Source organism: Pseudomonas sp. ANT_J12 (assembly GCF_008370045.1).
GTDB lineage: Bacteria > Pseudomonadota > Gammaproteobacteria > Pseudomonadales > Pseudomonadaceae > Aquipseudomonas.
On sequence record NZ_VOBN01000013.1, the window covers coordinates 84,551 to 98,966 of the forward strand.

9 protein-coding genes are annotated in these 14,416 nt (G+C 62.1%); 2 read left to right on the forward strand and 7 right to left on the reverse strand.

All coding sequences use genetic code 11. The features are described from left to right. The first annotated feature begins 39 nt into the window (after positions 1 to 39). The gene (locus tag FQ192_RS23345; RefSeq protein ID WP_149660664.1) at positions 40 to 741 is read left to right on the forward strand and encodes a hypothetical protein; all 702 of its coding nucleotides are present in this window, start codon (positions 40 to 42) and stop codon (positions 739 to 741) included. A gap of 43 nt (positions 742 to 784) precedes the next feature. Here the strand turns inward: FQ192_RS23345 and FQ192_RS23350 are convergent, their stop codons facing one another. The 7 genes from FQ192_RS23350 to prmA form a co-directional block, all read right to left on the reverse strand. After that, positions 785 to 3,559, reverse strand: coding sequence for a hybrid sensor histidine kinase/response regulator (locus FQ192_RS23350; RefSeq protein WP_149660665.1), 2,775 nt, complete (start codon positions 3,557 to 3,559; stop codon positions 785 to 787). Between the two features lie 99 nt (positions 3,560 to 3,658). Next, positions 3,659 to 4,954 (reverse strand): phosphoribosylamine--glycine ligase, encoded by a 1,296-nt coding sequence (purD, locus tag FQ192_RS23355; protein WP_149660666.1) that lies wholly within the window; start codon positions 4,952 to 4,954, stop codon positions 3,659 to 3,661. A gap of 181 nt (positions 4,955 to 5,135) precedes the next feature. After that, a complete protein-coding gene (gene purH / locus FQ192_RS23360) occupies positions 5,136 to 6,743 on the reverse strand; it encodes a bifunctional phosphoribosylaminoimidazolecarboxamide formyltransferase/IMP cyclohydrolase (RefSeq protein ID WP_149660667.1) in 1,608 nt (535 codons plus the stop codon). An 81-nt stretch (positions 6,744 to 6,824) separates the two neighbouring features. Continuing rightward, positions 6,825 to 7,145, reverse strand: a complete 321-nt coding sequence (gene fis, locus FQ192_RS23365) for a DNA-binding transcriptional regulator Fis (protein ID WP_007907419.1) — start codon at positions 7,143 to 7,145, stop codon at positions 6,825 to 6,827. Beyond that, complete coding sequence (dusB, locus tag FQ192_RS23370) at positions 7,142 to 8,152, reverse strand: tRNA dihydrouridine synthase DusB (RefSeq protein WP_149660668.1); 1,011 nt, start codon at positions 8,150 to 8,152, stop codon at positions 7,142 to 7,144. The genes fis and dusB overlap by 4 nt, the downstream gene beginning before the upstream one ends. A gap of 185 nt (positions 8,153 to 8,337) precedes the next feature. Beyond that, the gene (locus FQ192_RS23375) at positions 8,338 to 9,552 is read right to left on the reverse strand and encodes a DUF3426 domain-containing protein (protein ID WP_149660669.1); all 1,215 of its coding nucleotides are present in this window, start codon (positions 9,550 to 9,552) and stop codon (positions 8,338 to 8,340) included. A gap of 30 nt (positions 9,553 to 9,582) precedes the next feature. Continuing rightward, entirely contained in the window at positions 9,583 to 10,461 is an 879-nt protein-coding gene (gene prmA / locus FQ192_RS23380) for a 50S ribosomal protein L11 methyltransferase (RefSeq protein ID WP_149660670.1), read from the reverse strand. A gap of 270 nt (positions 10,462 to 10,731) precedes the next feature. Between prmA and FQ192_RS23385 the strand changes: the two genes are divergently transcribed. Further along, entirely contained in the window at positions 10,732 to 14,367 is a 3,636-nt protein-coding gene (locus FQ192_RS23385; RefSeq protein WP_149660671.1) for a hypothetical protein, read from the forward strand. Positions 14,368 to 14,416: the final 49 nt, after the last annotated feature.

The window sequence follows — 14,416 nt, forward strand, 5'->3', positions numbered from 1 at the left end:
GCCAGGTATCGGCCGCTCTTTCAATAGTACGGGGGTTGAATGGATTACAAATTTTCCTTTTTGGTCGTTGGCAGTGCGCTCGTTATTATTCCTGGCGCGGATAAAAGTGTCGTCGGCACAGACATGCTCAACTCTGTATTGCTGGCGCAACTGGTTGCCAACAAAGAAGTTGAAAAGCACCCGCAACGCAATTGGTACGATGCTTATTTGCAAGTGCTGGATGATTTCTGGCTGCGGTATGCAAAAGCACAGCAGAAATGGCGGATAACCGGCGATAGTGCGGAGTCTGCGGTCGACTGGATCGTCGGCGCGATGGGCAAGGGTGAAATGAGCGCAGGACAACTCATTGCTGCAGCCTTGAAGCAGGTAGCGGGTTTGCCGGGGACCGAGCCTGCCATCGGCTTACTGCGTAAACACCTGCAAAACGCTATCGATGGACAGCGGGAGGACACGGAAGCGCCCTCGAAAAATGCACGTTTGCTGGTGCTCCTGGCGCAATCGGCGACTTCACTCACCAGTGTGTATTTCGAGTTTCAATCCCATCAGGCCGTCGGCCCCAACCCCTTCGCCCAGTTGCATACAGCCCTGGACGTGCCAGGCTCTGTGTCCATGCGCTACGACCAGGCGAAACTGGCCGAAACCCGCTATAGCCCCGTGCGTGACCTTATTGCCCAGAAAGTTCGGGACAGGCTCAAGGACAATGTCGCAGTGATGACACTGAGCGAGAAGTCGCAGCCCTGAGTCTTGAGATGCCGAACAGCCTGGACCTGCCGCGAGAGCGGCTTCAGAACGTCGAGGCTGTACGATTCTGCTGATCGCGCTGGGCCACCCAGTGTTCGATCAGTTCACGCAGCTGCGACAACTCCACCGGTTTGGCCATGTGCCCGTCCATACCCGCCTGGCGCGCGCGTTCCTTGTGCTCGGCGAGGATGTGTGCGGTCAACGCCACCACCGGGGTGCGAATCCGTTGGTTGCCGACTTCCCACGCCCGCAATTGCTGGGTGGCGGAGAAGCCGTCGAGGATCGGCATTTCGCAATCCATCAACACCAGGTCGTAGCGTTGGGCCTTCATCGCCTGCAAGGCCTCTTCGCCGTTGCTGGCGGTGTCCGGTTGCAGGTTGAGCTTGCCCAGCATGCCGCGAATAACCTTGGTCGAGATGCTGTTGTCTTCGGCCACCAGGATCCTGAAGTCGCTCGGCACCTTGACCGGCAGGGTCGGGCCGGCGGGCAGGTGATGGTTCACGACCTGGCCTTTGTTGCGCTGGTTCAGCTCATCCGCCAGGGTGGTCTTGAGGGTGTAGCCGGCCACCGGTTTGGCGAGGATGCGCTTGATCCCCGAGTTGCGGGCGATGATCTTGCTCGGCGCATTGCTGATGCCGGTGAGCATGATCAGCAGGATGTCGTGGTTCAGGCTCGGGTCTTCCTTGATCTTGGCCGCCAGTTGCATGCCGGTCATGCCGGGCATGTTCTGGTCCAGCAGGACCACGTCGAAGTAGTCGCGCAGGTGCGCCTTGGTGCGCAGCAACGCCAACGCTTCCTTGCCGGATGGCACGGCGCTGACGTTCAGGCCCCAGGCGCTGCATTGCTGCACCAGCACCTTGCGACAGGTGTCGTTGTCGTCCACCACCAGCACCCGCGCGCCTTGCAACGGGCTGTCGAGGTCGGAGGTCGGGTGTTCCAGGCGATCCGGGTCCAGCGGCAAGGTCAGCCATAAGGTGCTGCCCTGATTGGTGCCGCTCTTGATCCCGAATTCCCCTTGCATCAGGCGAATCAACTGACGGGCGATCACCAGCCCCAGGTTGCCGCCCAGGCGCGTGGCCGAGAGGAAATGCTTGCTGTGCAACTCGGCGTGCATCAACGCATCGCGTTCCTCGGCTTCCATCGGCACGCCGCTGTCCTGCACGGCGATGCGCAGGCGTGGTTTGGCGCTGCGTTCGTCGAGGGCGACGACGATCAGGATTTCGCCTTCGTCGGTCTTTTTCAGGGCGTTTTCCAGCAGGCTCAGCAGGGTCTGGCGCAGGCGCGTCGGATCACCGCTGATCACCCGTGGCACTTGCGGCTGAATAAAGCTGATCAGCTCGACGTTCTGCTGTTCGGCCTTGGCCCGGAAGATACTCAGGCAGTCTTCGATCAGGGCATTGAGGTCGAATTGCACGTCGTCCAGTTCGATCTGCCCGGACTCGAGCTTGGAGATGTCGAGAATCTCGTTGATCAGGGTCAGCAGTTCGTTGCCGGCGCTGTGGATGGTCTGCACGTAATCCCGCTGCTTGACCGACAGCGGCGTACCCAGCAGCAGTTCGGTCATGCCCAATACGCCATTCATCGGCGTGCGGATCTCGTGGCTGATCTTGGCCAGGAATTCGGCCTTGGCGTTGATCTCGGCGTTGCTGGCGGCCAGGTCGCGGCTGACGCTGAAGCGGTCTTCGGTGATGCTGCGCTGGCGCTCGCCCAGGGCGATGCTCATCAACAGGCCGCTGATGCAGATGAAGGCCAGCAAGGTGATGATCAGGCCTTGCGGCGCCACCAGGGTCAGCCCCAACAGTGCCGGCAGGATGATCAGCGCGCCGATGTTGAACACCACCATGGCTGCCACGAACAGGCGCGCCGGGCGATAGCCTTTTTGCCAGTGGAAGGCGCTGACAAACAGCATGCTCAAGCCTGCGAGCGCGACGAGGGCGTAGGTGATGATGTTCAACGGCAGGGTGTTGACGAACAACAGCAGCAGCCCGCAGACCACCGTGAACAGAATGGCCCCGAGCAGCAATTTGTTCAGCGGGTGCGGGCCCAGCGGCGCGAAGAAGCGGTAGGCGAACATCAGGCCGCACGGCGCGGTCAGCAGCAAGGCGAGATAGGCGCCGGGGGTCTGGACCGCGTGCCAGTTCGGCAGCCAGGGTCCGGCCAGGTTCAGCAGCAGGATCAGGCTGAGCATCAGCAGGAATTCGCACGCGGCCAGCCACAGGCTGCTGCGCGAGCGGGTGTAGGCGTAGCGCACGATGTTGTGCAGGATCAGCATGGCGATGCAGCCGAACAGCAGGCCATAGATCAGCGTGAGGTTCTGATTGGCGGCGGTCATTACTGCCGATTGCAGGGTGATGTAAGGCCGCAATTGGTGTTCGGACACCAGTCGCAGGTAGACGTCGAGGGGTTTGTCGCTTTGCGGCAGCGGCAACATGAAGTCGCTGCTGGGTAATGGCCGATCGGCCTGGGGCTGCTGGGTGCCGGTGTTCAGTTGCTCGACCAGCTTTTCGCCGTCCAGCACATACAGATTGAGGTGTGACAGGTCCGGGGCGAACACCCGCAGCAATTGTTCGTGCTTGCCGGGGGCCAGGCGAAAACGCAGCCATAACGCACCGTCGGGCTCGGCCGCGGTGAGGCGGTCAAGTTCGATGGGGCTGAATTGATTGGTGAAGCGGGCGGAACGGATGTCGCTCAGCGCCAGGTCGCCCTGTTCGTCGAGCAATACCGACCAGCCACTGCCTTGCGCGGCCTGGGCCGGGAGCATGCAGAGCAAGGTCAACAGAGTGACGGTAAGACCTATGGCAATCCTGAGCCAGCGCACGGCGAAATCCCTTCGTAGGTTGATGCCAGAATATAACTATGCGCGGCGCTGGAACAGTCCGGCAAGGGCATCACGCCCTTGCCTGGCCGAATGGCTGGCCTATTCCTGATTTTCGCCACGCTCGCGGGCAATGGCACGGTAGCCAATGTCCTTGCGATAGAAGCTGCCTTCCCAGTCGATCTTCGCCGCCAGCTTGTAAGCCTGCTGCTGGGCCGCATCGACGCTGGCGCCCATGGCCGTGGCGCACAACACCCGACCACCGGCCGTTACCACCTGGCCGTCCTTCAGCGCAGTACCGGCGTGGAAGACTTTGCCTTCCAGTGCCGCCGCTGCTTCCAGACCGTTGATCGCCACGCCTTTAGCGTAGTCGCCCGGATAGCCGCCTGCCGCCAATACAATGCCGACGCTCGGACGTGGATCCCATTGCGCTTCGACCTTGTCCAGGGCTTGCGCCAAGGCCGCTTCGACCAACAATACCAGGCTCGACTGCAAGCGCAGCATCACCGGTTGGGTCTCAGGGTCGCCGAAACGGCAGTTGAACTCGATAACTTTTGGGTTACCGGCTTTGTCGATCATCAGGCCGGCGTAGAGGAAACCGGTGTAGACGTTGCCTTCATCGGCCATGCCGCGCACGGTTGGCCAGATCACCAGGTCCATCACGCGCTTGTGCACTTCAGCGGTCACGACCGGGGCAGGGGAGTAAGCACCCATGCCGCCGGTGTTCGGGCCGGTGTCGCCGTCGCCGACGCGTTTGTGGTCCTGGCTGGTGGCCATCGGCAATACGTTCTTGCCGTCGACCATGACGATGAAGCTGGCTTCTTCGCCGTCGAGGAATTCTTCGATCACCACGCGGGAACCGGCATCGCCGAACGCGTTGCCGGCGAGCATGTCGCGCACGGCGTCTTCGGCTTCGGCCAGAGTCATGGCGACGATCACGCCTTTACCGGCGGCCAGGCCGTCGGCCTTGATCACGATCGGTGCGCCTTTTTCACGCAGATAAGCCAGGGCCGGCTCGATCTCGGTGAAGTTCTGGTAGTCGGCGGTCGGGATCTTGTGGCGCGCCAGGAAATCCTTGGTAAACGCTTTCGAGCCTTCCAGCTGGGCAGCGCCCGCGGTCGGGCCGAAGCAATCCAGGCCACGGGCGCGGAACAGGTCGACAACACCGGCAACCAACGGGACTTCCGGGCCGACGATGGTCAGGGAAACGTTCTTCTCGGCAAAGTCGGCCAACTGCTCAAGGGCCAGCACGTCGATGGCGACGTTCTCGCATTTGGCTTCGATGGCCGTACCGGCGTTGCCCGGCGCGACGAAAACCTTCTGCACGCGCGGATCCTGAGCCACTTTCCAGGCCAGGGCGTGTTCACGGCCACCGCTGCCAATGATCAAAACATTCATTTCAAAAAACCTCGGATGACGCTAATTCTGGGGAGCAGCCTGAGCTGCCTGGCTAACGGTGCGCGGCATCTGCCATACACCGAACCTGTAGGAGCGAGGCTTGCCCGCGAAGGCATCACCTCGGTATTGCTGTTGCACCGCGGCGTCCCCTTCGCGGGCAAGCCTCGCTCCTACAAGAGCATTAGTGACGGAAATGGCGCATGCCGGTGAAGACCATGGCGATGCCGGCTTCGTCAGCGGCAGCAATCACTTCCGCATCACGCATCGAGCCGCCTGGCTGGATCACGGCGGTGATACCGACCTTGGCCGCATTGTCCAGGCCGTCGCGGAACGGGAAGAACGCGTCCGATGCCATCACCGAGCCCGCCACTTGCAACCCGGCGTGTTCAGCCTTGATCGCGGCGATACGCGCGGAGTTCACACGGCTCATCTGGCCAGCGCCGACACCGATGGTCTGACGGTTCTTGGCGTAGACGATGGCGTTGGATTTAACGTACTTGGCTACTTTCCAGGCGAAGATCAGGTCGTTGATTTCCTGTTCGGTCGGCGCACGCTTGGTCACGACTTTCAGGTCTGCGCTGCTGATCATGCCGACGTCGCGGCTCTGTACCAGCAAGCCGCCGTTGACGCGCTTGTAGTCCCAGGCAGCGGCGCGATCAGCCGACCACTCGCCGCAGGCCAGCAGGCGCACGTTGGCTTTGGCCGCCACGATGGCGCGAGCTTCTGCGCTGACGGATGGCGCGATGATGACTTCGACGAATTGACGCTCGACGATGGCCTTGGCGGTTTCAGCATCCAGCTCGCGGTTGAAGGCGATGATGCCGCCGAACGCCGATTCGGTGTCGGTGGCATAAGCCAGTTCGTAAGCCTGACGGATGCCGCCTTCGGCGTCCGGGCTGACCGCAACGCCGCACGGGTTGGCGTGCTTGACGATCACGCAGGCCGGCTTGACGAAGCTTTTTACGCATTCCAGCGCGGCGTCGGTGTCGGCCACGTTGTTGTACGACAGTTCTTTGCCTTGCAGTTGGGTCGCGGTGGCGATGCCGACTTCGGCAGGCTTGGCTTCCACGTAGAACGCCGCGCTCTGGTGCGGGTTCTCGCCGTAGCGCATTTCCTGCGCCTTGACGAACTGGCTGTTGAACGTGCGCGGGAACTCGCTGCGACCTTCGGTGCTGAGGGTGTCAGCCGCCTGGTTCACGGTGCCCATGTAGTTGGCGATCATGCCGTCGTAGGCGGCGGTGTGTTCGAAGGCCTTGAGCATCAGGTCGAAACGCTGTGCGTAGGTCAGGCCGCCGGCCTTGAGGCTTTCCAGGACGTTGGCGTAGTCGCTGGCATTCACCACGATGGCCACGTCTTTATGGTTTTTTGCCGCCGAACGGACCATGGTCGGGCCGCCGATGTCGATGTTTTCGATGGCGGTCGGCAGGTCGCAGCCTGGCTTGTTGATGGTGGCTTCGAACGGGTACAGGTTAACCGCCACCAGATCGATCGGCTTGATGCCGTGCTCGTTCATGATGGCGTCGTCGATACCGCGACGACCGAGGATCCCACCGTGGATTTTCGGGTGCAGGGTCTTGACCCGACCGTCCATCATTTCTGCGAAACCGGTGTAATCCGCGACTTCCACTGCGGCAACGCCGTTGTCACGCAGCAGCTTGAACGTCCCGCCGGTGGAGAGGATCTCGACACCCAGGGCTTCGAGCTCCTTGGCGAATTCGAGGATCCCGGTCTTGTCGGAGACGCTGATCAAGGCGCGGCGGATCGGCAGGCGGGTAGTCTGGTCGGTCATTTCAATTTCCATCAAAAGCAAAGGAGTCAGCAAAAAAGGCGACCGTTTTTACGCGGGCGCCTTTCTGGTTTGATTGAATGCTTACAGCAAATCGTACTGCTTGAGTTTCTTGCGCAGCGTGCCTCGGTTCAGCCCGAGCAGCTCGCTGGCCTTGGTCTGGTTGCCCTTGACATAGTTCATCACGCACTCGAGCAGGGGAGCCTCGACTTCGGAGAGCACCAGGTTGTACACATCCGTGACGGCAGCGCCCTCAAGGTGGGCGAAATAATTGTGCAGCGCCTTCTCGACACTCCCGCGAAGGGTCTGGCCTTCTTCGCTCGGCGTATTGAGGTGCTGTTTCAAATTCACGTTGTCGCTCACGGGTGTTGTTCCACTCACTAAAGTCTCGGTCATCATCGTCATGCGGCCACCCCTTCTCCGTCCCCTGTCAGGCTCTTGTAACGTTCGGCGAAGAACTCCCGGACGTTGGCGCATTGTGTTTCCGTACCATCCAAACGATTGAAGTGGGCGCGGAACTCCCTGGCGCCCGGCAGGGTTGCGAGGTACCAGCCCACATGCTTGCGGGCAATGCGTACGCCCATCACGTCTCCGTAGAAAGCGTGCAGCGCGGCCAGATGCTCAAGCAGAATACGTTCCACCTCGATCAGTTCCGGTGCCGGGAGTTTTTCGCCGGTCCGCAGAAAATGGTCGATCTCACGGAAAATCCATGGCCGCCCCTGGGCAGCCCGGCCTATCAACAGGCCATCGGCACCGGTCGCATCGAGCACGTACCGGGCCTTCTCGGGTGAATCGATGTCGCCATTGGCGAAGACCGGGATCGACACCGCCTGCTTGATCGCGGCAATGGTGTCGTACTCGGCCTCGCCGGTGTACAGGTCGGCCCGGGTGCGGCCATGGACCGCCAGCGCCGTGATGCCTGCCTGCTCGGCGATCTTCGCCACGGTCAGGCCGTTCTTGTTGTCCCGGTCCCAACCCGTGCGGATCTTCAACGTGACCGGCACATCCACCGCAGCCACCACGGCCTGCAGGATCTCGGTCACCAATGCTTCATCTTTCAACAGCGCGGAACCGGCGGCCTTGTTGCAGACCTTCTTCGCCGGACAGCCCATGTTGATATCAATAATCTGTGCGCCCAGTTCCACGTTGGCCCGGGCCGCGTCCGCCAACATCTGTGCATCGCCACCGGCGATCTGTACCGAGCGTGGCTCGGGATCACCTTCGTGGATCATGCGCATCCGCGATTTGCGGGTGTTCCACAAGCTCATGTCGCTGGTGACCATTTCCGAGACTACAAGCCCTGCGCCCAGTCGCTTGCACAGCTGACGAAAGGGCTGGTCGGTGACCCCCGCCATCGGGGCGAGGATCAAGCCGTTGTGCAATGTATATGGACCGATGCGTACCGCCGACATAGGACTTCCCTGTTGTGGGGCCGGATCATTAGAGTTCGAAAAAGGGTTGGCATGATACCCGCTCTCGATGACTGGTTAAAGGCTGAATTGAACAAAATCTGAACAGTTATTCTGTTATCGCCAGCGGTTTGGTTCGCAGGGGTGAAGTCAGAAAACCGCCGTCAATCCCGCAACACTGAAGCGTTTCACTCGGGTGAATGGAAGCTCAGGCTGTAGTTCACCGCTTTGGGGCCTGGGTCGAGGATGTCCAGCGCGATGTGGATCGGCGTCTGTGGTGGCATCTCGGCCATGCCTTCGAGGTCACCGTTGAGGTACTCGCCGGGTTTGAAGCGACGACTGGCGATCAGGTGGCCGTTGAGGTCGGCAAAGCGCAGTTCCAGCAGCGGGAAGGGCTGGGAGAACGCCGCGCGGTTATAGATGATGGCATCCACCACCAGCGCGCCGCTGAAGTCCGGGTGGCTGCGCACCACCAGGTTGCTGCTTTTGACCTTGGCGATGTCGACCTTGGACGGCACCGTGCAGCCGATGTGCGGGCACAGTTGCTGGAACCACGGGCGGTATTGGTCCTGGCGCGCCAATTCTTCGAAATGGTAGGCCACGTACTGGCCGACGAGGGCGCCGGCGCCGAGCAGGATCAGCACCAGCCAGAAAAACCGTCGGCCCCACGGCGAACGGCGTTTTTGCCAATCGAGTTGCAGCGGGTCGTCAGACAGGTCGAGCAAGGCTTCGTCACGCTCGGTCGCCTCGCTGCGTTCGTGTCGCTTGCGCAAGGGGACAATCGGAGGCAGGTCGTCGTCAGTGGTAGCGGCGGCCGACAGACGATCATGGCGCAGCGGCGTGTCGAGCGGATCATTCAGGCGCAGGTGCGGCACCAGGGGCTCGTCGTCCAGATCAACCGGTTCCAGTGAGAACGAAGGTTCAGTGCGCGAGTGCTTGCCCGGATCTGCCTGCGTTTCCCGTTGGTCGGCTTCGACGGCCTGGGCGCGATCGGCGGCCGATTCGCTGAACAGGCTGTCGGACCAGGGCTCATCGTCGTGCTCGACACTGTCCCGGCGCGCGCTCAAGGTGTCTTCGCGGTGCTGGCCGAATTCCTTGGTGGGCTGGATTTCCCGCTGTTCGAGCCGGGCCAGTTCCTGGTCCAGGTCGAGGCTGTCCAGGTCCATTTCGGCGGCGGACCACTGCTTTTGGCTGATGGCCCGTACCGGCGGCTCGACGATGGCCGGGGCGACCGGTGTGACAGCGTCTTTGCCGGCCCGTTGCTCAAGCAGTTGCTTGGCAGCGTTGAACACCTGCAAGCAGGAGCCACAGCGAACCACCCCACGGGCCACGCTCAATTGGGCATGGCTGACGCGGAAGCTGGTTTGGCAATGCGGGCACTGGGTGACGAAGCTATCGGTCATGCGGCGATCCGGATTATGCAGGCGCTCATTCTAGCGCCGACGGCCAGTGATGCGCACCCAGCCATCGCGATTGGCAATCGGGTCCAGATCGAAGTCCTGGGCGTAGGCCTTGGCCACTTCTTCGCCTTGTTCGGCGAGGATGCCGGACAACGCCAGGCGGCCACCCGGTTTGACCAGGCTCGACAGTTGCGGCGCCAGGGACACCAGCGGCCCCGCCAGGATATTGGCCACCAGCACGTCGGCCTGCACCTGCGGCAGATCTTGCGGCAGGTACAGCGGGAAGAGTGCTTCGGCAATGTTGTTGCGCCCGGCGTTATCGCGGGAGGCTTCCAGGGCTTGCACGTCGATGTCGGTGCCGACGGCTTCCTTGGCGCCCAGCAACAGGGCGGCAATCGCCAGAATCCCCGAGCCACAGCCGAAGTCGAGGACGTTGCAATCCTTCAGGTCCTGGCCGTCGAGCCATTCCAGGCACAGCGCGGTGGTCGGGTGGGTGCCGGTGCCGAACGCCAGGCCCGGGTCCAGCAGCAGGTTCACGGCGTCGGGTTCCGGCGCGGCGTGCCAGCTCGGGACGATCCACAGGCGCTCACCGAAACGCATCGGCTGGAAGCCATCCATCCAGCTGCGTTCCCAGTCCTGGTCTTCGATGATTTCGCTGTGATGCTCGGGCAGCGGGCCGCCGGTCAGCAGTTCCATATGGGCCAGGACGCTGGCGGCTTCGGTGCCGTCCTCGAACAGGGCCAGCAGATGGGTGTGCGACCACAGCGGCGTGGTGTTGAGTTCCGGTTCGAAGATCGGCTGGTCTTCGGCGTCCATGAACGTCACCGACACGGCGCCCACTTCGAGGAAAGCGTCTTCGTAGGTTTCGGCTTGTTCTGGGCTGATGGCGAGACGGACTTGCAGCCAAGGCATGGCGGGCACCTTTGAAAAATGTTGATTGCAGCCTAGCGGGCTGCGAGAAGCGCGCAAGTTTACGCGAGCGCGCAGCAGAAGACGACCGGATTGCGGTGAGGCGGGCGCGCGGGCGGATTCCGACTTGTCGACGGAACAATTCCTTACGAATTCGCGGACTCATCTCACTGCTCGTCTTGAATCGTCCTCTTTTGCCCGATGGTGCGCTTTACGAACATAGGTCATTCATGGCGCCCCAATACCTGGGGGCCTGGCAGCGGTACTTTTTTCATGGAAGAACATCTGTTTATCAAGGGGCCGGTGGCCGGCAAAGACCTGGACTCGATCCGGCTGGCGGATTTTCAGGTCAAGGGCGACGAGGGCGACCGCGCGCTCATCAATGTGCTGATCGACTGCCTGTCGGCCGCTGTGGCTCGGGAGTCGATCCGGTATGAAATGCCCGATACCTTTGCCCTCCCCGAGAATTGCATGCTGTGGCAATGGCTGGACGTGTACCTCAAAGCCATCCAGCACCCGGAATTCCTGGCTTGGGCGGCCGAGCGTCATCTGGACCTCAAGAGCCTGCGGGTGCACGACGGGACGTTGTATGTGAATGCCGTTGAAGACGCTGTTACGACCCCGAAGGTCATGGCCTTGCACGATGATTCCGGTTGGTGGCGGGTGGCGGACCCCATCAACGCTGTGGCGCGGATCATCGACCCCGCCGGCATTGATCCGTTTGGTTTGCGGGACCCATCGACAGCTTCCAGCCATGCGTTTTCCCTGGCGGCGACCCTGGCTTTCCACGGCTACCCGCTGCCGGCCAATCGCCCCCAGGCCCATGTCCTGATTGACGAATTGCGCCGATTGTCCGGCTTTCCGGTGATTGACAGCAGTGGCCATATTTCCACCTCCGTGTCGGTGGAGCAGGCGGAACAACTCAAGGATTGCGCGAAGGTGGCCCGCGAGTTGGAACGAGCGCTGCAGGATCAGCTCTCGAGCACGGGAGATTACGATTTCCTGGAAGCTTATCGGCGGCGCATCAAACTGGATTCCGGCTCGATGTTGTCGCAAACAATGAATTCGGCGCTGCGTCTGCTCCAGGGCCTGAGCATCAAATTGAATGTGGGGCGCTTGCCGACGCCGGCCGGCTACTATTTTTCCCTGGTCGAGAAGACGCTCATGGAAGTCGATCGGTTTGCCGTGCCGAAAGCCGTGGCGGCCGACCGGCTCTCGGCGCCGGAGGTGGCCGGTGATTTGCGTGAGCTCGCCGCACTGGCGCAGAAACTCGGCGCCAACGTGCATGCCGATGGCTGTTTCAGCCTGGCTGTCGTGCTACGGGCCTATGAACGCGAGACGCCGACGGATGTGGATGAGGTTCGGGCGCTGGTCGTCGACCTGTGTCAGGAGCCCGATACCTTCACACCCTATGTCCATGCGTCGGCCCATTCCACCGCAGCGTTGCTCAGGCATCGGCGTTACCTGGGCTTGCTCAATAACCGCTACTGGATGGGCTTCGAACTCCAGCGCCTGGGCAGCGGCCTGGAGGATAGCGCCGCTGTCGCCACTGGCGCGGTGACGGTCGCCATCGACCCTGATTCGCCGCTGTCGGAGTTGATCGAGGCTGGCCGCCAAGAACTGTTGGCGGTCATGGCGCTGGATGAATTCAAAAGCATCATCCGATCCAGGCAACTGGATCCGGCCGGTCATGTGCTGGTGAGCAGTTCCGGTTATGTCGGTGGTCTCAAGCTGGACGGTACCTGGGCCGACCTGGACACGGCGGTGAACGCCGTCGCTGTGCTGGCAGGCAAGTTCCAGTCCCTGGCGGCGATTGCCCGTCGAACCGGTGGCGCCCTTCGATCCAATGGCAACGTGACGCTGGAGCAGATGCTGAAGTTCTACAGCCTCGCGCCATCGGTCACGGCGCAAGAGGCGCTGGTCATGGCGCAGCGACTGCGTGGGGTGCCATTGCGCCCGCGCCCGTCGGTGGAGTACTGGAATGCGCTGGGCGGGCCATTTGCCTCCGTGTCGTCGCCCTTGTTATCCCGGCGCTTGCAGATCATTGAAGAGCCCGAGCATTTCATGCCGAGGATCGGCACTTCGCTGTATTACTGGTCAGTGCTGAAAAGGGTCGACGTCACCGTTGTGCTTTCAGCTTCCCAGCGCCAGCAGGTGCGCGATGCGGCGGCGCAGTTTATGGGCGGGATTGATGGCCCGTTGTTCGACTACCTTGCGCAGTCACTGGTGAGGGGCAAGTCCAGTGAGAGCGTACGGGCCGAGGCTGATCTGCTGGTCTCGCAGATGCTCGCGTGCCCGCGGGCGCAAAAACTGGCGGACACGCTGTCCCGGGCCGTGACCTGGCATGGCGAGCAGGCCCGTCACGCCGCGACCCGCGCTGGTCGTCACTCGCTGGTGCTGGCGGCGGCGATTCTCAGTCTTGATCCGCTGGCCGGGCAGAGCAGGGCCCGGATTGCCGGGATTGACCTGGCGGACGAGGCATTCTGGGCGGACGGCTATGGCAATCTCCTGGCCGTCATCGAGCAACGGCTGGTGGCTGACTTCGGGATCGGCAACAGCAGCGCGCCGCTGGCCGCGCACCTGTTGCTCAGTGGTATCGCGCCTGAGTTCCTGGTGCGGGATATTCCTGAAGCAATGGCCTATATGTCCGGCCAGGTCTGGGTGCATTTCAAGCACTGTGTCGCGTACCTGGAGGGGAAGTACCCCGGGTCTTCGCGCCGGCTGACGTTCGACAGCATCATGAGCGGCGACCGGCTGAAGTCGATCAAGCCGCAGTACTGGGAGTTGAAAGAATTTTCCGGCCCGGTGATCGACTGGGCACGGGCCAATGGTTTGCTGCCCAAAAACGGTGAGGTGTTCACATCGTCGGAACTCGCCAGGGGCAAGGCCGCCTTGCTGGCTCAGTATGAGGGGCTCCAGACAACCATTGACTCGTTCCACCGTGTGCCCGTCACTCGCCGTGAGATGGCCCTGGCTGATTTGCGCCGGGTTTACCCGGGCAATGAGGCGCTGGAAAGGAAGGTCCTGACGCGGCTGCCGGATGATCCGACGGCGGCGGGAGACACCGCAGTGGGGCAGGGCGTCCAGCAGGCTTCGTTAGTCGATTTGCACCTGGCCGGGCTATTGGCCTCGGGCTCGAACCGCTGGACCTCCACCAGTGACACCCTCGATTATCCGGGCATGGCCCGGCAGTTCCATTTGCTGAGCGACGTCAATACGGCGTACGGCCAGGATTTCGTCACCCGTGAAACCGAACTGTGGGCTGCGCATGTGCAGGCGCTGCGGTACAGCCTGTCGCTAATGTCGCTGAGGCATCGCAAGCGTCTGGAATATGGCGCGCTGACGCTGTTCTTCGTCAGTCAGTCCCAGGCCGGTACGGTGACGCGGGGGCGTTTCGGCATCCTGGTGCTGTGCCAGCACCCAGCCTTTGCCGATTGCGTCTACGAGTTTTTCCCCGGGCAATGGCTCGTCGTCGAGCGGGAGGACTTGAATGTCCGGCGTTTGCGCGGGTACGCCGAACCGACTTCCCCTGGCTCGGCGACGCCCGGTTCGACGGTCGCCACCGGTGCCCCGACCTTGTTGCCGCTTGACTGGGCCGCTTATGAAACCGGGGCAATGCCCATGCCTGGCGTGACGTCTACGGTCACTCTGGAAAAGTTCGGCGCCATGACGCTGGCCCCCGAACAGGCCGCCGCGGATGCCAGCACCCTGGACGTGCCGCAAACCATGACGTCATTCCGAATCCGCAGCCTGGCCTCGGACGTGCTGAGCAACAGCCTGTTCTCGGCGAGTCTGGGACTGCGCCTGACGGCCGCCAGCACGCCAAGCCTGGAGGATGCGATCAGTGGGCGTGATCCCTGGGCCGAGTACCTCATGGGCATGACAATCCAGGAGAGCCCGCAGGTGTAGTGCGCTGTCGGGAAACGCATAAAGCAGAAACAACAAAGCCGCTCGAAAG

What these genes read in the sequence shown, in the direction of transcription:
- FQ192_RS23345 (WP_149660664.1), top strand. Translation starts at nt 40, where the DNA reads ATGGATTACAAATTTTCCTTTTTGGTCGTTGGCAGTGCGCTCGTTATT.
- purD (WP_149660666.1), bottom strand. Translation starts at nt 4,954, where the DNA reads ATGAATGTTTTGATCATTGGCAGCGGTGGCCGTGAACACGCCCTGGCC.
- purH (WP_149660667.1), bottom strand. Translation starts at nt 6,743, where the DNA reads ATGACCGACCAGACTACCCGCCTGCCGATCCGCCGCGCCTTGATCAGC.
- fis (WP_007907419.1), bottom strand. Translation starts at nt 7,145, where the DNA reads ATGACGATGATGACCGAGACTTTAGTGAGTGGAACAACACCCGTGAGC.
- dusB (WP_149660668.1), bottom strand. Translation starts at nt 8,152, where the DNA reads ATGTCGGCGGTACGCATCGGTCCATATACATTGCACAACGGCTTGATC.
- FQ192_RS23375 (WP_149660669.1), bottom strand. Translation starts at nt 9,552, where the DNA reads ATGACCGATAGCTTCGTCACCCAGTGCCCGCATTGCCAAACCAGCTTC.
- prmA (WP_149660670.1), bottom strand. Translation starts at nt 10,461, where the DNA reads ATGCCTTGGCTGCAAGTCCGTCTCGCCATCAGCCCAGAACAAGCCGAA.
- FQ192_RS23385 (WP_149660671.1), top strand. Translation starts at nt 10,732, where the DNA reads ATGGAAGAACATCTGTTTATCAAGGGGCCGGTGGCCGGCAAAGACCTG.